This is a genomic window from Phycicoccus ginsengisoli (genome assembly GCF_054779295.1).
Genome location: NZ_BAAGYN010000009.1, coordinates 89,957 through 111,825, shown reverse-complemented (window position 1 = coordinate 111,825; position 21,869 = coordinate 89,957). Strand labels below are relative to the sequence as shown.

The window sequence follows — 21,869 nt, the reverse complement described above, 5'->3', positions numbered from 1 at the left end:
GGGTTCCGGGAGCGCCCTTCGTGCCGTGGGCGTCAGGCGTTCTGCGCGGCCGCCCCGTGGCTGAGGGCCTCGAGCAGGGCGTCGTTGAACGCCGGGATGTCGTCGGGATTGCGGCTGGTGATGAGGTTGCCGTCCTGGACGACCTCCTTGTCGACCCAGTCGCCGCCCGCGTTGCGGATGTCGGTCTGCAGGCTCGGCCACGAGGTGAGGGTGCGCCCCTGCACGACGCCGGCCTCGACCAGCGTCCAGGGCGCGTGGCAGATCGCGGCGACCGGCTTGCCGCTGGCGACGAAGTCGCGGACGAAGCCGACCGCGGTCTCGTCGGTGCGCAGCGCGTCGGGGTTGGCGACGCCGCCGGGCAGGACGAGTGCGTCGTAGTCGTCCATCGACGCGTCGCCCACGGCGGTGTCGACCGGCCGGGTCTCGGCCTTGTCGAGGTGGTCGAAGGTCTGCACCTCACCCGTCTCGGGGGACAGCAGCTTGGGGGTGGCTCCGGCCTGCTCGACCGCCTTCCACGGCTCGGTCAGCTCCACCCGCTCGATGCCCTCCTTGGCGACGAGGAAGGCCACGGTCTTTCCACTCAGGTCTGTCATGTCCCCACCCTGCGTCGGGCCACCTGACCTCGCAATTCGTGCAGGAGTGGCCGGTCTCACAGCACGTCGGCGAGCCGGTCGACGGCCGACCGCATGTGCTCCGCCGGGACCCGCCCGAAGCCCATGGCCAGCCCTGGGCGTGCGGCCGAGCCGTGGAAGCGCGGCGACACCGGTTCCACCGTCACGCCGGCCCTCGACGCCGCGGCGGCCAGGGCGACGTCGGAGCGCGCGGTGTCGCCGAGCCAGGCGCAGACGTGCAGGCCGGCCGAGGAGGGCTCGACCTCGAGCAGCCCCTCCGGCAGGGCCTCCAGCGCGGTGAGCAGGGCGGCGCGGCGCGCGGCATACACGGTGGTCACGCGGCGCACGTGGGCGGCGAGCAGGCCCTCGGACAGGAACCGCGCGAGGGCGCCCTGGGTGACGGCGTCCCCCTGCCAGTCGCTGAGCAGCTTCGCGGTCCGCACGGCGTCCTGGACCGACCGCGGCGCCACGACGTACCCGACCCGCAGCGACGGCATGAGCGTCTTGGAGAAGGAGCCGACGTAGACCACGCGGCCGTCGCGGTCGAGACTCTGCAGCGGCGAGAGCGGCCTGTCCTCGTAGCGGAACTCGCTGTCGTAGTCGTCCTCCACCACGACGCTGTTGCGTCGAGACGCCCACTCCAGCAACCCGATCCGGCGCCTCAGCGACATCACGGCTCCGGTGGGGAACTGGTGCGACGGCGTGACGTACACCATCCGCGCGCGGCGGGGCAGCGCGTCGACGACCAGCCCCTCCTCGTCGACCGGCACGCCGACCACGGTCGCGCCGTGCGACGCGAACAGCCGCACCGCCGCGGTGTAGCCGGGGTCCTCCACGACGACCACGTCACCGGGGTCGACCAGCGCTCGGGTCACGACGTCCAGGCCCTGCTGCGCACCACCGGTGAGGACGACGTCGTCCGGCCCGGCCACCACGGAGCGGGACTGCCCGACGTGCCGCGCGACCTGCCGCTGCAGCTCCGGGTGGCCGTCACCGGCGTAGGCCGACACCTCCAGCAACGAGGGTCGCAGCGTGGCCGACACGAGCCGGCGCCACGCGGCGAGCGGGAAGAGGCTGGTGTCCGGACCGCCCACCGACAGGTCGAACCCGACCGGCCCGGCGTCCGGGACCGGCCGCGGCAGGGACGACCAGACCTCGCGCGGCCGCACCTCCCCGGCCGGCGCCCGGCGCGAGCGGCGCTGCTGCACCTCGGGAGCCACGTAGGTGCCGGAGCCGACGCGGCTCTCCAGGAAGCCCTCCGCCGCGAGGCGGTCGTATGCCGTCGCCACGGTCCCGCGAGCCACCCCGAGCTGCACGGCGAGCTCACGGGTCGGGGGGAGCCGGTCACCCGGGGAGAGCCGGCCGTCGAGGACCGCCTCGAGCAGGGCGCGGTAGAGCCGTACGGTGCGGTCCCCGCCGGTGCGCAGCTCGCCACCCCGGCCCTCACCCGGGTCCCCACCCCGGTCGCCACCGCCGTCGTGACCCGGGTCGCCACCGAGGTCGTGGCCGGGGTCGCCGAGGTCGAGGTGCAGGTCCATGCCGCCACCGTAGATTGGCCCAAACGATCGGCCAAGGTTTGGCTCTTCTGACCGAGCCAATCGGCAGGCACGCTCGATCCATGACCGCACGCCTGTCCGTCCCCCAGGGGGCTGCCCTGTCCATCGGCGCCGTCCTGGGCACCGGGGTGATCACGCTGCCTGCCCTCGCCGCCGGGATCGCCGGCCCGGCGTCGCTGGTCGCGTGGCTGGCGCTCGTGCTCCTCAGCGTCCCGCTCGCCCTCACCTTCGCGGCCATGGGTGCGCGGTTCCCGGACAGTGGCGGGGTGTCGACCTACGTGGGCCGTGCGTTCGGGCCCCGGGCGGCCGGCGCCGTGGGCTGGTGCTTCTACTTCGCAATCCCCGTGGGTGCACCGCCCGCGTCACTCATGGCGGGTGGCTACGTCGCCGACGCCGTGGGGGGAGGTCGTCGCACCGCCCTCGTGGTCGCGGTCGCGCTGATCGGGGGAGTGGCCCTGCTCAACGCGGCCGGGCTGCGCCTCTCGGGACGGGTCCAGCTGGTGCTGACGGGCATGCTGGCCACGCTGATGGTCGTGACCGTCGTCGCGGCCCTCCCGCACGCACGGTGGGACCACCTCACCCCGTTCGCACCCCACGGCTGGGCCGCGGTCGGGACCGCCGCGGCCCTGCTGGTGTGGGGGTTCGCGGGGTGGGAGGCCGTCGCGTCGCTCGCGGGCGAGTACCGCCATCCCCGGCGCGACGTCCCGCGCGCCACCGGCGTCGCCCTCGTCGTCGTCGGCGTCCTGTACCTCGCGCTCGCGGCCACGAGCCTGCTCGTCCTCGGGCCGGCGACGGCGGCGAGCCAGGCCCCGCTGTCGGACCTGCTGGCGGCCGGGGCGGGGAGCTCGGTCCGCGTCGTCACCGCGGTGGTCGCCGTCATGCTCACGATCGGCGCGATGAACGCCTACTACGCCGGGGGCTCCCGTCTCGGCGCGGCGCTGGCCCGCGACGGTGCGCTCCCCGTCGCGCTCGCGCGCGGCAGCGGACCGGGTGAGGTGCCCCGGCGCAGCCTGGCCCTCGTCGCCGGGCAGTCCCTGGCCTGGCTCATGCTCAGCGAGCTGCTGCACCTGGGCCTGACCCCGCTCATGCTGCTCGCGACCGGCTGCTTCACCCTCGTCTACGTGCTCGGCACCGCCGCTGCCGTGCGCCTCCTGCCTCGCGGCACCGTGGCCTGGGGGACGGCGGTGGTCGCCCTGTCGTCCGTCCTCGTCCTGCTGGTCATGAACGGCTGGCACGTCGCGTGGGCCCTCGGGGTGGTCGCGGCCTCCCTCGGCTGGCAGGCCGCGACCCGGCGCCGGCGTCGGCGCCCCGTGGCAGGCTTGTCCCATGGCGCGGCGCTACCGGGCGGGGACACCGGGCGGGACCCCGGAGAGGCCTGCGACGTTCTTCAGCGGGCCTGAGGAGTTCCGCGCCTGGCTCGAGGCGCACCACGAGACCGAGACCGAGCTCTGGATGGGGCTGCGCAAGAAGCACGTGGCCGACCGGGGTCTGCTCTGGGAGGAGGCGGTCGTCGAGGCCCTGTGCTTCGGCTGGATCGACTCCGTGGCGCAACGGATCGATGAGGACACCACGCGCCAGCGCTGGACCCCGCGCAAGCCAAGCAGCAACTGGTCGACCGTGAACATCACGTCCGTCGAGCGCCTCATCGCCGAGGGGCGCATGCGGCCCGCGGGGCTCGCCGCCTACGCCAGGCGCCGCGACGACCGCTCCGGGATCTACTCCTACGAGGCCGGCGAGCCCGAGCTGGCGCCGGCGTATGCCGAGCAGCTCGCCGACGACCCGGCCGCGTCGGCGTTCTGGGCGGCCGCCACCGCGTCGTACCGGCGGATCGCGGTGAGCTGGGTGATGACCGCCAAGCAGCAGGCCACCCGGGACAGGCGGATGACGCAGCTGGTGTCGGACAGTGCCGCAGGCAGGCTGATCCCCTCACAGCGGTACGGCGAGCGACCCCGCTGGGTCGAGCGTGCCGCGGAGGCCGCGCGGGCCGCGGGCGGGCGCTGAGCGGGTGCTGGTCGGAGGACTCTAGGCTCGCCCTGTGGGGTACGCCGAGGCCGACCGGGAGCGCTGGGTCCGAGAGGACCCGGTGACCAAGCGTGCCGACCGCGACGACTTCGCCCGGGACCGCGCCCGGCTCGTGCACTCGGCCTCGCTGCGGCGCCTGTCGGCCAAGACCCAGGTGGTCCAGCCCGGCGACGACGACTTCGTCCGGAACCGGCTGACGCACTCCCTCGAGGTGGCCCAGATCGGCCGCGAGTTCGGTGCGGCCCTCGGCTGCAGCGCCGACGTCGTCGACACCGCCTGCCTGGCCCACGACCTGGGCCACCCCCCGTTCGGCCACAACGGCGAGCAGGCCCTCGACGCCGTGGCTGCCGGCATCGGCGGGTTCGAGGGCAACGCCCAGACGCTGCGCCTGCTCACCCGGCTCGAGCCCAAACGCGTCCACCCGGACGGCCGCCCCGCCGGCCTCAACCTCACCCGGGCGAGCCTCGACGCGTCCACCAAGTACCCGTGGCCCCGTGGCGAAAGCCCCTCTCCCACAGCGAAGTTCGGGGTGTATGCCGACGACCGCCCGGTTTTCGAGTGGTTCCGGGACGGCCGCCCTGCGGGCGAGCGCTGCATCGAGGCCGACGTCATGGACTGGTCCGACGACGTCGCGTACTCGGTGCACGACGTCGAGGACGCCGTCGCCTCGGGCCGTCTGGACCTGCGCAGGCTGCGCGACGCGACCGACGTCGACAGCGTCCTGGCCGTCGCCACCGGCCTCTACGCCGCCGACCTCGGGACCGACGCCCTCGGCGCGGCGCTGGGACGGGTGCTGGCCACGGACGCGGTCCCCGCGGCGTACGACGGCTCGCGCGGCGACCGCGCGGCCCTCAAGGACATGACGTCCCGGCTCATCGGCAGGTTCGTGCTGGCAGTCGAGCGGGCCACCCGGGAGCGGCACGGCCCCGGAGAGCTCACCCGGTACGGCGCCCAGCTCGTCGTGCCCGACGACACCCGGGCCGAGTGCGCCGTCCTCAAGGCGGTCGCCGCCCACTTCGTGATGCACGCCCAGGAGCGCCGCGACGTGCTGGCCGGGCAGCGCGAGGTCGTGCACGACCTGGTCGCGGCCTACCTCGCGGACCCGGCCGGCCGGCTCGACCCGGACCTCCTGGCCGACTGGAAGGAGGCGCCCGACGACGCCGCGGCGCTGCGCGTGGTCGTCGACCAGGTCGCCTCGCTCACCGACGTCCGGGCCCTGCACCTGCATGCCCTGTGGAGCTGAACCCGGCAGCGGCCCACCGCGCCGGTCGAGGACGGAGGAGGACGCCGGTGGACGGTACGAGGCACCCCGGGGTGGACGCCTACCTCGACGGGCTCCCCGCCTGGCAGCGCGACCTGTGCCAGCGCCTGCGCGAGGTCGTGCACGCCGCGGACCCCGAGATCGAGGAGACGGTCAAGCGGCGGGTGCGGCCGTACTTCGTGCTCGAGGGGAACGTCTGCGCCCTGCTGGCCGCCAGGGACCACGTCAACCTGTTCGTCTACGACCCGATCGCACCCGACCCGCACGGCCTGGTCAACCAGGGCCACGGCAACGCGACGGCGCGCGCGATCCAGTACCACGAGGGGGACCCGGTGCGCGAGGAGGAGCTGACCGAGTTCCTGCGGTCGGTCGTCGCCGACAACCGGGCCGGCGGGTGGCGGCGGATCCAGCAGCGGGGGAGCTGAGTGGCCGACCCGACCGGTGCCTGCTCGCGCAGGCCCCTGCCTTACGGGAGTCAGCCGGCGAAGGCGCGGGCCTGCCCGACGACGGACAGGCCGACGATCGACCCGGCCGGCGGGACCTCGTGGCCGTTCACCCGCGCCGTGACCACCGTGCGGTCCGCCTGCAGCCGCAGCGCGACGAGCGCGTCGTGGCCGAAGTACGTCGTCGAGACCACCTCGGCGCAGGGGGTTCCGGGAGCCATGGCGTGCAGCTGGATCTGCTCGGGGCGCAGCAGGACGTCGACGGTGCCGGCCGGTGCCGGCTGGTGGACGGGCAGCGTCCCGAGCGCCGTCACCACCGACGTGCCGTCGGCGCGGCCGCGCAGGAACACCGCGTCGCCCAGGAACGCGGCGGCGTGCCGGTCGGTCGGGGTGGCGTAGACCTGCGACGGCGTGCCGACCTGGGAGAACCGGCCCTCGTGCATGATCGCGACCTGGTCGGCGAAGGACAGGGCCTCGGCCTGGTCGTGGGTCACGAGGACGACGGTGACCCCCTCGTGGGCGAGCGCGTCCGACACGGCCTCGCGCGTCGTCGCGCGCAGCCCCGCGTCGAGTGAGGAGAACGGCTCGTCGAGGAGCACCAGCGTGGGCTTGCGCGCCAGGGCGCGGGCCAGGGCGACGCGCTGCTGCTGGCCGCCGGACAGCTGGTCCGGACGACGAGCTGCCAGGTCGGGGGAGAGGCCGACGAGCTCGAGCAGCTCGGTGACGCGCTCACCGGCGCGCCGGGCCGCCCGCGGCAGGCCGTAGGACACGTTCTGCCCGACGGTGAGGTGGGGGAAGAGGTTGCCCTCCTGGGCGACGTACCCGATGCCACGGCGCTCGGGCGAGACCCAGCGGCCCGGCCCGACGACCACGGTGTCGCCGAGGGTGACGGTGCCCTCGTCGGCGGGCTGGAAGCCGGCGATGACGCGCAGCAGTGTGGTCTTCCCGCAGCCCGAGGGACCGAGGATGGCCGTGGTCGTCCCGGACGGGACCTGCAGGTCGAGACCGTGCAGCACGGGGCGGCCGTCGTAGGACGCGGCCACCCCCTCGATGCGCAGCGTGGTCACAGCGCGGGCTCCTCGTCTGGTCGTCGCAGCAACAGGTAGGTCAGGGGGGCGGACACGAGCACCAGCGCCGCGGCATACGGTGCGGCACCTGCGTAGTCGATGCTCTCACTCGCGCTCCAGAACGCCGTCGCCAGTGTCTGGGTGCCCGTCGGCGCGAGCAGCAGGGTCGCGGTCAGCTCGGTCGACGTGGCGATGAAGACCATCGCGAACCCCGCCAGGACGCCCGGCGCGGTCAGCGGCAGCGTCACCCGCAGGAACGCCCGCATCGGGCGGTCGCCGAGCGCGCGAGCCGCGTCTGTCAGCTCTTCGGGCGCCTGGGCGAGCGAGGCGCGGATGCTCACCATCGCCCGCGGGATGAACAGCACGACGTAGGCCGCGACGAGCACCGCCGCTGTCTGGTAGACCGGCCGCGCGTACCGGACCGCGAGGGTCACCAGGGCCAGGGCGATGACGACGCCCGGCAGCGACGACGCGACGTAGGTCGCCCGCTCCACGAGCACCGACAGCCAGGTCCGGCGACGGGCGATGAGCCACGCCACGGGGAACGCGGCGACGACGGAGACGAGACCGGCGAGCACGGCGAGGCGCAGCGTGCCCCACAGTGTCGACACGAGCTCGGCCGGGTCGAAGGTGCTCTCCGAGAGGCCCCCCGATCCGGCGCGGAACCAGTAGACGAGACTCCCCAGCGGGACGCCGACGGCCAGCACCGCGAGCAGGGCCATCCCCGCCAGGGCGGGTGCGGTCCAGCGTCCGAGCCGGGCGGGGAGCGCACGACGGATCGTGCCGCGTCCGAGCCGCGAGTAGCGGGTCGTGCCGCGCAGCAGCTGTTCGGCGGTGAGCAGGGCCAGGCACAGGCCGATGAGCACCAGCGCCAGCAGGCTCCCCGCCGAGTTGGAGAACGCGACCTGGAACTGCTCCAGGATCGCGGTGGTGAACGTCGGGAACCGCAGCATGGCCAGGACGCCGAACTCCGACAACAGGTGCAGGGAGACGAGCAGCATGCCGCCGAGGGCCGCGGGACGCAGCTGCGGCAGGACTGCGCGGAAGAACGCCCGCCACGGCCCCAGGCCGAGCGCACGGGCCGAGTCCTCGAGGGACTGGTCGAGGCCGCGCAGCACGGCCGCCACGGGCAGGAAGACGAAGGGGAAGTAGGACAGCGTCGTGACGAGGACCGCACCGCTGAGGCCCTGGAGGTCGGGGCGGACCGTGACCCACGCATACGAGTTGACGAAGGCGGGGACCGCGAGCGGCGCCACCATGAGGACGCGCCAGTAGCGCGCTCCCGGGAGCGAGGTCCGCTCCACGAGCCAGGCCGTGGCGATCCCGAGGACGGTGGTCAGGGTCACCGTGCAGGCGACCAGGCCGGCGGTGTTGCGGAGCAGCTCCCCGACGCGGGGGCGCCAGAGCAGGTCCCAGGCCGCAGCCGGCCCCACGTCGAACGCCTTCACGACGACCACGACGAGCGGCACGACGCACAGCGCCGCCACGGCCAGGGCGGCCACGACGACTGCTGCGGGGGTGGGGCCCGCGACGGGCTTGGATGAGCGGGCCACCTAGAGGATGCCGGCCTTGGTCATGAGCTCGATGACCTTCGGGCCGTTGAGCGTGTAGGGGTCGACCTTGGGCGCCTCGAGGGTGTCGAGGGGCTCGAGTGCCTTGTCGGAAGCGACGCCGTTGCCGACGGCGTACTCCTTGGCGTCACTGGTGGCGAGCAGCTGCTGGCCCTCCTTCGAGGTGACGAAGGCGAGGAACTTCTGGGCGTTGGCCGCGTGCCTGCTCGACTTGAGCACGCCACCGCCGGAGATGCTGACGAAGGCGCCCGGGTCCTGGTGGCGGAAGTAGAGCAGCTTGGTGTTCTTGCTGCCGGCCTTGGTGAGCGCCTGGTCGCGGTACCAGTAGTAGTGGTACATGATCCCGACCGGCACCTGACCGGAGTTGACGGCCTTCATCACGGCGATGTTGTTCTGGTAGATCTGCGCGCCGTCCTTGAGGCCCGTGAGCCAGGCCGAGGTCTTCTCCTCGCCCTGGGTCGCGAGGATCGCGCTGACGATGGCCTGGAAGTCGGCGCCGCCGGCCGCCACGCCCCACTTGCCCTTCCAGGCCGGGTCGGCCAGGTCCATGATCGACTTCGGCAGCTGCGACTCGCTGATCTTGCTGGGGTTGTAGACGAGGACCGTCGAGCGCGCCGCGATGCCCACCCAGTCGTTGCTGCTGGGGTGGTATGCCGCGCCCACCTGGGCGATCGTCGCCGGGTCGACCTTGGCCAGGAGCCCGGCCCGCTGGACGGTCGTCATCGCGGGGGAGTTCTCGGTGAGGAACACGTCCGCCGGGCTCTTGGGCCCCTCCTGCACGATCTGGGCGCCCATCGAGGAGTCCGAGCCGTACCGGATCTGGACCTTGATGCCGGTCTTCTCCTGGAACTTCTTCGCCCACGCCTGGGTGAGGTTCTCGTGCTGGGCGCTGTAGATGGTGAGCTTGTCCGGGTCGAGCGAACCCTTGGCCTCGAGGCTCCCGCTGCCACACGCCGTGAGGGCGAGGGCGGCGGAGGAGGCCAGGGCGACCAGGACGGTGCGGCGACGAAGCACGCGGGTTCTCCAGACTCAGGATCGATTGCAAAGGCAAGGCTTACCTTACCTCCGGCCCGGGTCGGCTCCGAACCGGAGGAGGCGGGCGAGGGTGTGGAACTGGTCACCACCCGGCGCGGGGCACCACCTAGACTCGGCGGCGAACAGGAGGGCCAGTGGCGGGTCGGATCAAGACCGACGACATCGCGCTCGTGAAGGAGCGCTCGTCGATCGAGGACGTCGTGCGCGAGCACGTCACCCTGCGCCCCGCCGGGCCGGGCTCGATGAAGGGGCTGTGCCCGTTCCACGACGAGAAGACGCCGTCGTTCAACATCCGCCCGGCCGTCGGTGCCTGGCACTGCTTCGGCTGCGGAGAGGGCGGGGACGTCATCTCGTTCGTCCAGAAGGTCGAGCACCTCACCTTCACCGAGGCGATCGAGCGGCTCGCGGCGAAGCTGGGGCTCGAGCTGCACTACGAGGAGGGCGGGCGCCCCCGCGACGGCGAGACCCTGGGCCGGCGGTCCCGGCTCGTCGAGGCCCACCGCGCGGCCCAGGAGTTCTACCTCGAGCGGCTGCTGGAGTCGCAGGAGGCGCGCATCGGCCGGGACTTCCTGCGCGAGCGCGGCTTCGGCGGCGACGCTGCCCGCCGGTTCGGGGTCGGCTTCGCGCCGCGCGGCGGCGAAGAGCTGAGCAGGTACCTGCGCGGCAAGGGCTTCAGCGAGGAGGAGCTCGTCCTCGGCGGGCTGTCCGGCCGGGGGAGCCGAGGCGTGTACGACCGGTTCCGCGGGCGCCTCGTGTGGCCGATCCGCGACATCACGGGCGACACGGTGGGGTTCGGCGCGCGGCGGCTGTACGACGACGACCGCATCGCGGCCAAGTACCTCAACACCTCCGAGACACCGATCTACAAGAAGTCCACGGTGCTCTACGGCCTCGACCTGGCCAAGAAGGCCATCGCCGCCGAGCGCAAGGCCATCGTGGTGGAGGGGTACACGGACGTCATGGCCTGCCACCTCGCCGGGATCGAGGGGGCGGTGGCCTCGTGCGGCACCGCCTTCGGCGTCGACCACATCAAGGTGCTGCGCCGGATCATGCGCGACGAGGCCGACCTCGCACCGGCCCGGGTCGTCTTCACCTTCGACGGCGACGCCGCGGGGCAGAAGGCGGCGATGAAGGCGTTCACCGAGGACCAGCGGTGGGCCTCCCAGTCGTTCGTCGCGGTGGCCGAGGGCGGTATGGACCCGTGCGAGCTGCGGATCGCCCAGGGCGACGACGCCGTCCGCCACCTCGTCGACGACGCCGTGCCGATGTTCGAGTTCGCCGTGCGCACCACCATCAACCGCTTCGACATGTCGACCGCCGAGGGCCGGGTGCAGGCGATGCGCGCCGCCGCCCCGATCGTGAACTCGATCCGGGACAGCTCGATGCGTCCCGAGTACGTCCGCACCGTGGCGGGGTGGATCGGCGTGGAGGTGGAGCAGGTCCAGGCCGAGGTCGCCCGGGCCGGCCGGATGGCCGCTCGCGAGGCGCAGAAGGAGTCCGGCCCCGGCGCAGCCCTCCCCGACGCCGAGGCCGTCCCCGAGCCGTCGGAGCAGGAGGCTCGGGCGGCCCTGCCGCCCCCGGACCTGCGCGACCCGGTCGTCGTTAACGAACGCGAGCTGCTGCAGGCCCTGCTTCAGTTTCCGGACTTCTTCACCACGGAAGACATCGACTCGCTCCCTCCCAGTGCTTTCTCGGCACCGGCGCACCGCGCCGTCTTCGACGGCATACGCACTGCTGGAGGACCGCAGCCAGGGTTGAGCAGCCAGGCGTGGGCTGATCGGGTGGCCGACGCCGCGACTTTGGCGGTGCGAGGCTTGGTGGCCGAACTGGCGGTTGCGGAGCTTCGCGTTGTGTACGACAAGGCCACGGGCCGCCCCCGTACGTCATCGATGAGAGCGCTGTTGATCCGTATCCAGGAGGTCACCCTGACCCGCAAGATCGCCGACGCCATGTCGGCCATGCGCCGCATGGCCGCCGACCAGCACAGCGACCCCGCGCGGGCCCGTGCCCTCAGCTCCGCGCTGCAGGACCTGCAGCGCGAGCTCGCACAGCTGCGCGACAAGGCGTCGTGATGGCGCTGTCGCTGCGCCGCCGTCCGCGGCTGGCCGCCGGGGTCCGGTCCGCCCTCGAGCTCTCCGACGGCGAGCGCGTGCTGAGCTGGGGGCTCGAGGAGGCCACGGGCACCACCGTAGTCGCCACCAACCACCGCCTGTATGCCGTGCCGGCGGCCGCCGCGCTCGGCCCCATCGCCGGCGGTGGCGCCACGGGCGCAGACCTCGGCGCGGGTGCGGTGGGGGTCGTGCGCCGCCCCTGGCACGAGGTGGACGCGGGGACGTGGTCCTCCGACCTCGGGCAGCTGACCGTGACATGGGTCGACGGCGCGCGCCCCAGCCAGTGGACGCTCGGCGTCACCTCCCTAGTGCCCGAGACGGTCCGTGAGCGGGTGCAGGCGAGCGTCGTGGTGAGCCACCGGGTCGACCTCGGCCGGCGGCGCACGGCGCGGGCGGTGATCCGCCAGGACCTGGGCAGCGGGGCACTGGTGGAGCAGGTATTGCTCGGCAAGGGAACCCCGGCCACCGACACCGAGGTGTCGCAGGCCGCCGAGCAGGCCATCTCGTACCTTCGTGAGCAGGTCGGCCTCGAGTGAGCCGGCCTCCGGACGGGCCCGGAGGCCGTTTTCAGAACCGCCCGCAACCTTTGCTATGGTTGCGCAGCGCCGACGGCGGGTACCCGCCGAAGCCATTCCCCCGTAGCTCAATTGGCAGAGCATTCGACTGTTAATCGAAGGGTTGTTGGTTCGAGTCCAACCGGGGGAGCGCACCAGAGGACCCACCGTCGCGTGGGTCCTCTTTTTTGTGTCCGGACCGCGTAACCTCGGGCCGTGCGCCGACGATGACTGGTCGTGAACGGTCCGAAACGGACGCCATCGCACGGGAAAGGCCAGCCATGACCTCAGGCACGACTCGAACCCTCCAGCGCAGGAACGCCCGCCGCGGACTCTGGGCCGTCTCCGCCCTCGCCGCCGCAGCGATCGCCGGAGGAGCCGCGAGTGCAGCGACGGCCTCACCGTCGCACCACTCGCACCAGCCGGTCACCCTGACGCCGGCCAGTTCGACGACCACGCAGGCGCCCGAGCCGACCGAGACCGAGACTCCGGAGCCCACGGAGACGCAGGCGCCCGAGCCGACCGAGACCGAGAGCCCGGAGCCCACGGAGACGCAGGCGCCCGAGCCGACCGAGACCGAGAGCCCGGAACCCACGGAGACGCAGGCGCCCGAGCCGACCGAGAGCCCGGAGCCGACCCGGACCCACACGCCCGAGCCGACGCGGTCCACCGAGGCATCGGACGACCAGGGTGAGGACCAGTCCGGCGAGGACCAGTCGTCCGACCACCAGGGCGAGGACCAGTCCGGCGACCAGTCGACGTCAGGCGACCACCAGGAGGGCGACCACCAGGAGGGCGACCACCAGGACGGGGGCGACGGTCAGTCCGACGGCGGTGACGGCAGCTAGCGGGTCGAGCACGGCGGTGGGTCGCGAGGCGGCCCACCGCCTGCGCGTGTCCGCGGACGCCCGGCAGAGCTCGGCCGACGCGGACCTCGAGGCTGCGAGCCGAGGCGACCAGGCAGCCCTGCGACGGATCTACGACGACCTCGCGCCGGCGGTGCTCGGCTACCTCAGGGGCCACGGTGCCCCGGAGCCCGAGGACGCGACCAGCGAGGTCTTCCTCGCGGTCTTCACCCGGCTGGACAGCGTCGTGGGTGGGGCCGCGGGCCTGCGGACCCTGGTGTTCTCGGTGGCGCACGCGCGCCTCGTGGACCAGCTCCGTCGGGCCGCCAGGCGGGCGCCGTCGGTGCCGTACGAGCCCACCCGCGACGAGCGGGTGGCGCCCTCGGCTGAAGCGGTCGCCCTGTGGCGCGAGGGCGGGGCAGGGGTCGAGGCCGTCCTGGCCGGGCTGCCCGACGACTACCGGGACGTCGTCCTGCTCCGGGTCGTCGCCGACCTCGGTGTCGCCGCGACGGCCACCGTGATGGGTCGCTCCGAGGGCGCCGTCAAGCAGCTGTACCGGCGCGCGCTGCTGGCCCTGCGCGACGTCGTGGGGGACGAGGGGGTAACCGGATGACCCGGTCCGACGATGACGCAGACGAGACACGACCCAGGGAGGAGGACCCCGTGGAGCCGACGGACGACACCGCGCTCGAGGAGTTCCTCCTGCGTGTCCAGGAGCTCGGTCAGGATCACGCGCCCGCACCGAACGCCCGCTTGGCGGCGGTCCTGGGCACCCCCGCGCCGGCCCGCGTCCGGCGCATCGCCCCTCGCACCGTTGCGGGCGCGACGGCCCTGGGTATCGCGACCCTGGTGGGGACGGGCTGGGCTGCCGCTGCCGCCGACCAGCTCCCCGCGCCGGCCCAGCGTGCAGTGGCCCGGCTCACCGCGGGCTGGCTCCCCGGCATACCACACCCGGAGGACCGGCGGCCGGGTGCCGGGACCACACCGTCGGCTGTCCTGCCCACCCCGACCACCGCGACCGTGCCCGTGCCGGCCGGCGACGACCCGACCGGCGACGTGGGAACGCAGCCGGTGCGGCAGTCGGTCGCCCCGGCTCGTCCGACCGGCACCGGGGGCGACGACGCCGAGCGGCCGGGAGGCGAGGACGGCGACGGCTCGGCGGTCACGGACAGGGGCGGTGAGGCCGAGGAGCCGCGGGCCCCGCGTCCGGCGACGGGGACGGCCACCGGCGAAGGCCGGGACGACGACAACGGCACGCAGACCGGCTCGAGCGCCGGGGCCGGGGACGCGACGACGGACGGGTACGACGACGGGGGCGCCACCGGCTCCGACGACGGCCACGACGGGTCGGGCAGGGGCTCGACCGGGGACGGCGCCGACCGCTGAGGCGCTGAGCGCGCCGCCGTCAGGGCGGGATCCCGGGAAGTCCCCTGCCTCCCGGGATCCCGCCGTGACGGTGCGGAGTCCGCCTACGCGGAGCCCCGCCTCAGCGGGTGGGTGCGGCGACGGCCACGTCCGGCTCGGGCTCGGCCTGCCCCGTCGCGTGCAGCGTGGTGCGGCCACGGCGCGAGAGCCGCCTCTCGACGTAGACGGCCAGTCGGGACAGCAGGTAGTTCATGGTGATGAACAGGATCGCCGCAACGATGTAGGCAGGCACGGTGTTGGCGAAGTTCGAGCCGAGGGTCTTGGACTGGCTCAGCAGCTCGGAGCTGTAGAGCACCTGGTAGCCCAGGGCCGTGTCCTTGAGGATGGTCACGAACTGCCCGATCAGCGCGGGCAGCATGGCCGTCAGGGCCTGGGGCAGCTGGATCGAGCGCAACACCTGGCCCGGCGTGAGGCCGACCGACAGGCCCGCCTCGCCCTGGCCCCGGGGCAGGGCGTGGACACCGGAGCGCACGAGCTCGGCGATGACCGACCCGTTGTAGAGCGTCAGCGCGGTGACGACCGCGGCGAGCGGGTTCAGCGTGTCGGCGAAGACCGAGTTCTGGGTGTACAGCCCGAAGGCGAAGATCATCATGATCAGGACCGGCACGGCCCGGAAGAACTCGACGACGACACTGCTGACCCACCGCACGGCTGCGATGCCGGACAGTCGGCCGACGCCGAACACGAGGCCGAAGACGGCGGCGAAGACGATCGAGAGGAGGGCGGCCTTGATGGTGCCCCACAGGCCGGGGAGCAAGTAGTCGCGCCACACCGCCCGGTCGGTGAAGAACGGCTTCCACATGAAGCCCTGCAGCTGGTTGGCGGCCTGCATCTTGCGCAGCACGAAGTAGACGATCGCCAGGGCGACGACCACCCCGACGGCCGCCAGCGCCGCGTGGCGACGCCGCGCCCGTGGCCCCGGCGTGTCGAAGAGGACCGGCTGGGAGCTCATCGCTTCACCGCCAGTCGGCGCGAGAGGCTCGTGAACAACAGCCCGAGCGGGAGCGTGATGATCACGAAGCCGATCGCGAAGACGAGGAAGACGCCGATGCTGCTGCCTTCGTTCTCGATGACCACGGACATCAGGTTGGCCGCCTCCGCGACGCCGATGACGACTGCGACGGTGGTGTTCTTGATGAGCGCGATGACGGTCGAGCCGATCGGGGCGACCGCGCCGCGGTAGGCCTGTGGCAGCAGGACGTAGCGCATGCTCTGGCCGAAGGTCAGGCCGATCGACCGCGCCGCCTCGGCCTGCCCCGCGGGGACGGTGTTGACCCCGGAGCGCAGCGCCTCGCAGATGAACGCTCCGTGGTAGACCGACAGCATCACGACCGCCCAGCGGAAGGCGTTCCCCTTGATGCTGCTCGGGTCGAGGTTGATGCCGAGGATGTAGGTGATGCCGAGGACGCTGGCGACCATCAGCAGCGTCAGCGGCGTGTTGCGGAACGTGTTGACGTACCACGTCCCCATCCACTGGAAGATGCGCACGGGGGACAGGCGCAGGACGGCGACGATCGTGCCCAGGAGCAGTGATCCGATGGTCCCGAAGACCGAGAGCAGGATCGTGACCCAGAACGCACCGAGGACGTCGTAGTTGCTCAGGACGTTACCCATGCAGACAGCCTTCCGTTGCGAATGGCCTTGCGGCGCAAGGTGTTTGACGACTGGTCCAACGGCTCCGGTATGCCGGGTGCCCGGGTGGGCACCCGGCATACCGGAGCGTCAGCCAACCGTCAGGAGCAGGTGTCCTGCTTCGGCGGGTTGAGCGCCTTGTCGACCTTGAACCCGGCCGGGCCCAGGTTGTCGTCGACGGCCTTCTGCCAGTCGCCGGAGTCGATCATCTTCTTCAGGGCGGTGTTGATCTTCTCGCAGGTGGCGGTGTCGCCCTTCTTGATGCCGATGCCGTAGCGCTCCTCGGAGAAGGTCTTGCCGACCACCTTGAGCTTGCCCTTGTACTGGTCCTGGGCGGCATAGCCGGCGAGGATCGTGTTGTCGGTGGTGAGGGCGTCGACACCCTTGGAGACGAGGGCCGCCACGCACTCGGAGTACGTGCCGAACTCCTGCAGCTGCACTCCCGGGTACTTGTCCTTGACCTTCTGCGCCGAGGTCGAGCCGGTGACCGAGCAGAGCTTCTTGCCGGTCAGCGTCTCCGGGCCGGTGATCGAGGAGTCGTCGGCGCGCACGAGCAGGTCCTGGCCGGCGATGAAGTACGGGCCGGCGAAGGAGACCTTCTCCTTGCGGGCGTCGGTGATCGAGTAGGTCGCGACGATCATGTTGACCTGACCGGTCGAGATGAGCGTCTCGCGCTGGGCCGAGGGGGCCTGGACCCACTGGATGTCGTTCTCGGAGTGGCCGAGCTCCTTCGCGACGTACTTTGCGACGTCGACGTCGAGGCCCTTGTACTCGGAGCCCTGCTTCAGGCCGAGGCCGGGCTGGTCGAACTTGATGCCGATCTTGAACGCACCGCCGCCACCACCGCCCCCACCGCTGCCCGAGTCCTTGGCGCTGTCACCGCAAGCGGCCAGCGCGAGCGCGAGCACCGATGCGGCGGCGACCGCGCCGATCTGGCGAACCTTCATGTGTTTCCTCCTGTGGGTGGTGCGGAATGGGTGCCGAGCCGGCCCTGGGTGGGCCGCGACGCGTGGTGCCACGCCCGCGGGACGGGTGGGGCCGCGGTCGTGACAGGTCAGTGGGTGAGGATCTTGCCGAGGAAGTCCTTGGCGCGGTCCGAGGTCGGTGCCGTGAAGAACGTCTCTGGCGCGGCCTCCTCGACGATCTGGCCGTCCGCCATGAAGACGACCCGGTTCGCGGCCTTGCGGGCGAAACCCATCTCGTGGGTCACGACGACCATCGTCATGCCGTCCTTGGCGAGCCCGACCATGACGTCGAGGACCTCGTTGATCATCTCGGGGTCCAGCGCCGAGGTGGGCTCGTCGAACAGCATCACCTTGGGGTCCATGGCGAGCGAGCGAGCGATGGCGACGCGCTGCTGCTGGCCACCGGAGAGCTGGGCGGGGTACTTCTGCGCCTGGTGGGCGACGCCGACCCGCTCGAGGAGCTCCAGGGCCCGCTTGTCGGCGTCCTTCTTCGGCGTCTTGCGCACCTTGGTCGGGCCGAGCGTGACGTTCTCGAGGATGGTCTTGTGGGCGAACAGGTTGAACGACTGGAACACCATGCCCACGTCGGCCCGCAGCTGGGCGAGCTCCTTGCCCTCCTCGGGCAGCGGCTTGCCGTCGATGGTGATCGAGCCGGTCTCGAAGGTCTCGAGCCGGTTGATGGTGCGGCACAGGGTGGACTTCCCCGAGCCGGAGGGGCCGATGACGACGACGACCTCGCCCTTGCCGATGGACAGGTTGATGTCCTGCAGGACGTGGAGGTCGCCGAAGTGCTTGTTGACGCCTTCGAGGACGACGAGTGGCTCCGTCATGCGGGGCAACCTACCCGTTGCGGGGCGATTCGTCGCTCGGCGGGTCACGATAAGTGGGACGAACCGGAGGAGTTGGACACATGGAGGTAAAGGTTTCGTCCTGATCGCCATGGCGCGGGGCCGCAGGAGTAGCCTCGAAGAGGTTGTCGGGCGTGCACCCCCGTCATCGGCCCGCTGCCGCGCCAGGCGCTCTCTCGAGGACTCCCGGCGGTGCGACCCTCGGGTCGCGCAGTGCCCCCGCCCAGTTCCCACAGCGGGGGCACTGCTACGAGCCCCACCTTCACAGCTCCACGGTGGCCCCCATGGCGACCGTCCGGTCGGGCGGGAGGCGGAAGTACTCGACGGGGGACGCCGCGTTGTGGGCCAGCCCGAGGAAGAGCCGCTTGCGCCAGGTCGGCATCTCCCGGTCCGGACCGCGTTGCAGGGCGATGCGGGACAGGAAGTAGTACGCCTCGTCCGGCTCGACGTCCACGAGGCCCAGGTCGCGGGCCAGGCGCAGGGCGCGGGGCACGTCCTGGTCCTCCTGGAAGCCGAAGCGCAGGGTCAGGTGGGTGATGGCGTCGTACGGGTCCCCGAGGTCGTCCACCTCGACACGGTCGACGTCGGCGACCACGGGGACGTTCTCCGCGGTCGTGCTCACGATGAGGACCGTCTCGTGGATGACGTGGTTGAACATCGCGTTCTCGCGCAGGGCAAGGGGCGTCGTGGTCTTGTCAGGGTGCAGGAAGACGGCCGTCCCGGGCACCGTGCCCACCGAGTCCTCCTGGAGCCAGTCGATGAACGGCTCCAGCGGACCCTCCATGGTCGAGCGGCGGTCGGTCACGAGCGTCCGGCCCCGCTGCCACGTCAGCATCACCGTCCCCACGAGCACGGCGATGAGCAGGGGCAGCCAGCCGCCGTGCAGCACCTTGGTGAGGTTCGCGGCGAAGAAGGTGACCTCCAGGGCGAGGAGGGGCACCGCGAGCAGGGCCAGGCGTCCACGGCCCCAGCCCCAGGCCGACTCGGCCAGGATGAGGAAGAGCGTCGTGGTGATCAGGAACGTGCCGGTGACCGCGAGGCCGTAGGCGGTCGCCAGGCGCTGGGAGGACTGGAAGACGACCAGCAGGAGCATCACGCCGACGAAGAGCGTCCAGTTCACTGCGGGCACGTAGATCTGGCCGTGCTCGCGGGTGGAGGTGTGGCGCACGGTCAGCCTCGGCAGGTACCCGAGCCGCTCCGCCTGCCGCGAGACGGAGAAGGCCCCGGAGATGACCGCCTGTGACGCGATCACCGTCGCGGCGGTGGCGAGGACGACGAGGGGCAGACCCAGCACGACGGGGGCCAGGTTGAAGAACGGGTTCGCCGCGGTGGCCGGCTTCTCGAGGATCATGGCGCCCTGGCCGAGGTAGTTCAGGGTCAGGGCGGGGAAGACGACTGCGAACCAGGCCCGGCTGATCGGGCCGCGCCCGAAGTGGCCCATGTCGGCATACAACGCCTCGGCCCCGGTGATGGACAGCACGACGGCGCCCATGGCGACGAAGGCGATGAAGGGGTGCTCGACGACGAAGAGGACGGCGTGGTGCGGCGACAGCCCGGTGAGGATCGCAGGGTCGCGGACCACCTGGGCACCGCCGAGGACACCCAGCACGAGGAACCATGTCACCATCACCGGGCCGAAGAAGCGGCCCACCAGCGCGGTGCCGTATCGCTGCACCCCGAACAGGACTGCCAGCACGACAGCCCCGATGGGCACGACGAGGTGGCCGAGCTGCGGGGTCGTCACGGCGAGGCCCTCGATCGCCGACATCACCGAGATGGCGGGCGTGATGACGCTGTCGCCGTAGAAGAGGGACGCGCCGAGCACGCCGAGCAGCATCACCAGGGCGAAGCGCCGGCCGCCGGGCCGGACCGAACGCCGGGCCAGCGCGGCGAGGGCCATGACGCCGCCCTCACCGTCGTTGTCGGCCCGCAGGATGAAGTACACGTACTTGACCGACACGACGAGGGTGATCGCCCAGAAGACGAGGGAGATGACGCCGTAGACGTCACCAGGCGACGTCTTCACCATGTTGTGGTCGATCGAGAAGACCGTCTGCAGGGCGTACAGGGGGCTGGTGCCGATGTCGCCGAAGACGACGCCCAGGGCGGCCAGGGCCAGGCCCGTTCCGCGCCGTGACGGGTGGGCCGGTTCGTGGGTCACAGAACGAGGATCCTCCCACGGTGTCGGCCCGTCCCCACCTGCAGGTCCGGTGGATGGTCGTACGCCATGGGTCACCCTTGTGGCCGATGACGCGCGGGTGGTCCAGGGGTAGACCTGACGGGTCCCGGCCCGCCGGGGGCCGCGAGAGAAGGGGCAGTGCGCATGAAGAAGGCAATGTGGTCCAGAGCCCTCGGGGCGGCCGCGGTCGCGGGGGCCATGGCGCTCGCCGGCAGCCCGGCGATGGCATCTGGGCCCGGTGGGACGGCCTACACGTGCACCGGCGGTGAGGTCCCGTCCGGGAGCTACTCGAGCATCACCGTGACGGGTCAGTGCTCGGTGGGCGCCGGAGCCGTCATCAACGTCGCCGGCAACATCAACGTCATGGCCGGCGCCATGCTCGACGCCCAGAGCGCTCCGTCGACGATCACGGTCGGCCACAACGTCACCGCCGCGCCGGGCTCGCTGGTCGGGCTGGGGTGCCAGCCGCCGTCGTACACGGGCAACTCGGCGCACGAGTGCATGGTGCAGCCCGAAGGCCACTCGACGATCGCCGTCCACGGCAACGTCACGGCCACCGATGCCCTGGCGTTCCTGCTCAACGGGGTCACCGTCGGCGGCAACGTGACCTTCACGGGCGGGGGCTCGCAGATCCCGTGGTCGATCAAGAACAACACGATCGCCCGCAACCTCACGGTGAGCGGCCAGACGAGCGAGTGGCTCGGCGTGCTGTTCAACCAGATCGGCGGGAACACCACCCTGACCGACATCACGATCATGGACGAGCACCCCGGGGCCCCCGGCGTGTACGTCGTCCGCAACACGATCGGGAAGAACCTCACCTGCACGGGGCTGACGCCCGGTGTGTCCGGTGGGTTCGTCCCGGGCAGCGTGAACGTCGTGGGGCGCAACGCGATCGGCCAGTGCGCGTCGCTGGTCTGACCCTTCACCTCACGAGGTCGCCTGCCACCCGAAGAGGTGGCAGGCGACCTCCGTTCGCGAACTGTGGCGCTTCGGCGGCGGGTGGCCCACCACCCGTCTCTTGGGGCGCCCTCTCGTGGGGCACTTCGGGCTCGGACCAACGACCGACGGACCGGGAGACGTCCCGACGTCGCGGGTCGGACGCGGACCTGAGCCGATTCGTGCCCAGTTCGTGTGGTTCGCTGACACGGTGCAGCGGTCATTTGCACACTGGTGTGCCACCTTTGCGCCACCACCGGCGGCCCGAACCCCGCGGGTCTGCGCAGTGACCTCGAGTCGGGTCGGCTGGGAGGCGCACGCGCCGCCCCCTGCCGTCCCCAGCGCCGCCCGCACCGTGGGACCCCTGAGGAAACTCCTCACCGAAGCATCGGCACGTATCCTTGACGCAGAGTCGCAACATCGGCACCGTGCCGTACCGCGATGGAAGCCGGGTGCCGGAATGGCCGCCGATCCGATCGCTTCACACCTGTCGGCGCAGGCGCTGGGCGAGTTGCGTAGGGCGGTCCAGACATCCCGTGACGCCGTGGAGGGCCTCCGCTCGGAGCCACACGCGCAGCACGAACTGGCGCGAGCACGGTCGATCCTCTTCGCTGCGATGCAGGCGTTCGCGGAGGGCCTACGAAGCAACAACCTCCCGGTCCCCCCGCGATTCCGGGACGAGCTGCGGCTCTATGCGGACTTGGAACGCAGGGGGCGGTCCGATGGCCGGTGTCCGTAGCCGCACATGCAACCCCGCAGCTAGGCGTGGGTGCTCTCGCCTGGGTCGTCGGCGCGGTTGAGGCTC

Annotated in this window: 20 protein-coding genes and 1 tRNA gene; 11 read left to right on the top strand and 10 right to left on the bottom strand. The window is 72.0% G+C overall.

Annotated features, from left to right (window positions below; all coding sequences use genetic code 11):
- Window positions 1-32: 32 nt before the first annotated feature.
- Together ACYVDO_RS15345 and pdxR are read right to left on the bottom strand one after the other, a co-directional pair.
- On the bottom strand, window positions 33-593 hold the full coding sequence (locus tag ACYVDO_RS15345; protein WP_460937435.1) for a type 1 glutamine amidotransferase domain-containing protein: 561 nt from the start codon (window positions 591-593) through the stop codon (window positions 33-35).
- A gap of 56 nt (window positions 594-649) precedes the next feature.
- The gene (gene pdxR, locus ACYVDO_RS15340) at window positions 650-2,149 is read right to left on the bottom strand and encodes a MocR-like pyridoxine biosynthesis transcription factor PdxR (RefSeq protein WP_460937433.1); all 1,500 of its coding nucleotides are present in this window, start codon (window positions 2,147-2,149) and stop codon (window positions 650-652) included.
- 80 nt (window positions 2,150-2,229) lie between these two features.
- Here pdxR and ACYVDO_RS15335 point away from each other — a divergent pair, with 80 nt between their 5' ends.
- From ACYVDO_RS15335 to ACYVDO_RS15320, 4 genes are read left to right on the top strand one after another with little or no spacing between them, the layout of a single operon-like run.
- Window positions 2,230-3,567, top strand: a complete 1,338-nt coding sequence (locus ACYVDO_RS15335) for an APC family permease (protein ID WP_460937431.1) — start codon at window positions 2,230-2,232, stop codon at window positions 3,565-3,567.
- Complete coding sequence (locus ACYVDO_RS15330) at window positions 3,494-4,168, top strand: YdeI/OmpD-associated family protein (RefSeq protein ID WP_460937429.1); 675 nt, start codon at window positions 3,494-3,496, stop codon at window positions 4,166-4,168. The genes ACYVDO_RS15335 and ACYVDO_RS15330 overlap by 74 nt, the downstream gene beginning before the upstream one ends.
- A gap of 34 nt (window positions 4,169-4,202) precedes the next feature.
- Window positions 4,203-5,432, top strand: a complete 1,230-nt coding sequence (locus ACYVDO_RS15325; RefSeq protein ID WP_460937427.1) for a deoxyguanosinetriphosphate triphosphohydrolase — start codon at window positions 4,203-4,205, stop codon at window positions 5,430-5,432.
- 47 nt (window positions 5,433-5,479) lie between these two features.
- Window positions 5,480-5,875: a DUF1801 domain-containing protein gene (locus ACYVDO_RS15320; RefSeq protein WP_460937425.1), complete on the top strand. Its 396-nt coding sequence runs from the start codon at window positions 5,480-5,482 to the stop codon at window positions 5,873-5,875.
- Window positions 5,876-5,925: 50 nt separating this feature from the next.
- Here ACYVDO_RS15320 and ACYVDO_RS15315 read toward each other — a convergent pair whose 3' ends face one another.
- From ACYVDO_RS15315 to ACYVDO_RS15305, 3 genes are read right to left on the bottom strand one after another with little or no spacing between them, the layout of a single operon-like run.
- Window positions 5,926-6,960, bottom strand: coding sequence for an ABC transporter ATP-binding protein (locus tag ACYVDO_RS15315; protein WP_460937423.1), 1,035 nt, complete (start codon window positions 6,958-6,960; stop codon window positions 5,926-5,928).
- Window positions 6,957-8,513, bottom strand: a complete 1,557-nt coding sequence (locus ACYVDO_RS15310; RefSeq protein ID WP_460937421.1) for an ABC transporter permease — start codon at window positions 8,511-8,513, stop codon at window positions 6,957-6,959. Before ACYVDO_RS15310 ends, ACYVDO_RS15315 begins: the two co-directional genes overlap by 4 nt.
- Window positions 8,514-9,545, bottom strand: a complete 1,032-nt coding sequence (locus ACYVDO_RS15305; protein WP_460937419.1) for an iron ABC transporter substrate-binding protein — start codon at window positions 9,543-9,545, stop codon at window positions 8,514-8,516.
- 155 nt (window positions 9,546-9,700) lie between these two features.
- On the opposite strand from ACYVDO_RS15305, the gene dnaG reads away from it, so the two are divergent.
- The 6 genes from dnaG to ACYVDO_RS15275 all read left to right on the top strand — a co-directional run bounded on the left by dnaG (window position 9,701) and on the right by ACYVDO_RS15275 (window position 14,462).
- Entirely contained in the window at window positions 9,701-11,638 is a 1,938-nt protein-coding gene (dnaG, locus tag ACYVDO_RS15300) for a DNA primase (RefSeq protein ID WP_460937417.1), read from the top strand.
- Window positions 11,638-12,213 carry a hypothetical protein gene (locus tag ACYVDO_RS15295; protein WP_460937415.1) on the top strand — a complete coding sequence of 192 codons (576 nt, stop codon included), beginning with the start codon at window positions 11,638-11,640 and terminating at the stop codon, window positions 12,211-12,213. Before dnaG ends, ACYVDO_RS15295 begins: the two co-directional genes overlap by 1 nt.
- A 96-nt stretch (window positions 12,214-12,309) precedes the next feature.
- Window positions 12,310-12,382: transfer RNA gene (locus tag ACYVDO_RS15290), tRNA-Asn, on the top strand.
- Window positions 12,383-12,512: 130 nt separating this feature from the next.
- Window positions 12,513-13,079 (top strand): hypothetical protein, encoded by a 567-nt coding sequence (locus ACYVDO_RS15285; protein WP_460937413.1) that lies wholly within the window; start codon window positions 12,513-12,515, stop codon window positions 13,077-13,079.
- Window positions 13,066-13,689, top strand: coding sequence for an RNA polymerase sigma factor (locus tag ACYVDO_RS15280; RefSeq protein ID WP_460937411.1), 624 nt, complete (start codon window positions 13,066-13,068; stop codon window positions 13,687-13,689). The genes ACYVDO_RS15285 and ACYVDO_RS15280 overlap by 14 nt, the downstream gene beginning before the upstream one ends.
- Before the next feature lie 50 nt (window positions 13,690-13,739).
- Window positions 13,740-14,462 carry a hypothetical protein gene (locus tag ACYVDO_RS15275; protein ID WP_460937409.1) on the top strand — a complete coding sequence of 241 codons (723 nt, stop codon included), beginning with the start codon at window positions 13,740-13,742 and terminating at the stop codon, window positions 14,460-14,462.
- 100 nt (window positions 14,463-14,562) lie between these two features.
- On the opposite strand, the gene ACYVDO_RS15270 is transcribed toward ACYVDO_RS15275, so the two are convergent.
- The 5 genes from ACYVDO_RS15270 to ACYVDO_RS15250 form a co-directional block, all read right to left on the bottom strand.
- Window positions 14,563-15,453, bottom strand: coding sequence for an amino acid ABC transporter permease (locus ACYVDO_RS15270; RefSeq protein ID WP_460937407.1), 891 nt, complete (start codon window positions 15,451-15,453; stop codon window positions 14,563-14,565).
- Entirely contained in the window at window positions 15,450-16,115 is a 666-nt protein-coding gene (locus tag ACYVDO_RS15265; protein WP_460937405.1) for an amino acid ABC transporter permease, read from the bottom strand. Before ACYVDO_RS15265 ends, ACYVDO_RS15270 begins: the two co-directional genes overlap by 4 nt.
- Before the next feature lie 119 nt (window positions 16,116-16,234).
- Window positions 16,235-17,080, bottom strand: a complete 846-nt coding sequence (locus ACYVDO_RS15260) for a glutamate ABC transporter substrate-binding protein (protein ID WP_460937403.1) — start codon at window positions 17,078-17,080, stop codon at window positions 16,235-16,237.
- Between the two features lie 107 nt (window positions 17,081-17,187).
- Window positions 17,188-17,928, bottom strand: a complete 741-nt coding sequence (locus ACYVDO_RS15255; protein ID WP_460937401.1) for an amino acid ABC transporter ATP-binding protein — start codon at window positions 17,926-17,928, stop codon at window positions 17,188-17,190.
- A 280-nt stretch (window positions 17,929-18,208) separates the two neighbouring features.
- Window positions 18,209-20,107 carry a potassium transporter Kup gene (locus ACYVDO_RS15250; RefSeq protein WP_460937399.1) on the bottom strand — a complete coding sequence of 633 codons (1,899 nt, stop codon included), beginning with the start codon at window positions 20,105-20,107 and terminating at the stop codon, window positions 18,209-18,211.
- A gap of 162 nt (window positions 20,108-20,269) precedes the next feature.
- On the opposite strand from ACYVDO_RS15250, the gene ACYVDO_RS15245 reads away from it, so the two are divergent.
- The gene (locus ACYVDO_RS15245; protein ID WP_460937397.1) at window positions 20,270-21,046 is read left to right on the top strand and encodes a hypothetical protein; all 777 of its coding nucleotides are present in this window, start codon (window positions 20,270-20,272) and stop codon (window positions 21,044-21,046) included.
- Window positions 21,047-21,869 lie beyond the last annotated feature (823 nt).

Coding starts and splice junctions, on each gene's coding strand:
- ACYVDO_RS15285 (WP_460937413.1), top strand. CDS start 12,513: ATGACCTCAGGCACGACTCGAACCCTCCAGCGCAGGAACGCCCGCCGC.
- ACYVDO_RS15265 (WP_460937405.1), bottom strand. CDS start 16,115: ATGGGTAACGTCCTGAGCAACTACGACGTCCTCGGTGCGTTCTGGGTC.
- ACYVDO_RS15330 (WP_460937429.1), top strand. CDS start 3,494: ATGGCGCGGCGCTACCGGGCGGGGACACCGGGCGGGACCCCGGAGAGG.
- ACYVDO_RS15270 (WP_460937407.1), bottom strand. CDS start 15,453: ATGAGCTCCCAGCCGGTCCTCTTCGACACGCCGGGGCCACGGGCGCGG.
- ACYVDO_RS15335 (WP_460937431.1), top strand. CDS start 2,230: ATGACCGCACGCCTGTCCGTCCCCCAGGGGGCTGCCCTGTCCATCGGC.
- ACYVDO_RS15260 (WP_460937403.1), bottom strand. CDS start 17,080: ATGAAGGTTCGCCAGATCGGCGCGGTCGCCGCCGCATCGGTGCTCGCG.
- pdxR (WP_460937433.1), bottom strand. CDS start 2,149: ATGGACCTGCACCTCGACCTCGGCGACCCCGGCCACGACCTCGGTGGC.
- ACYVDO_RS15245 (WP_460937397.1), top strand. CDS start 20,270: ATGAAGAAGGCAATGTGGTCCAGAGCCCTCGGGGCGGCCGCGGTCGCG.
- ACYVDO_RS15295 (WP_460937415.1), top strand. CDS start 11,638: ATGGCGCTGTCGCTGCGCCGCCGTCCGCGGCTGGCCGCCGGGGTCCGG.
- ACYVDO_RS15255 (WP_460937401.1), bottom strand. CDS start 17,928: ATGACGGAGCCACTCGTCGTCCTCGAAGGCGTCAACAAGCACTTCGGC.
- ACYVDO_RS15345 (WP_460937435.1), bottom strand. CDS start 593: ATGACAGACCTGAGTGGAAAGACCGTGGCCTTCCTCGTCGCCAAGGAG.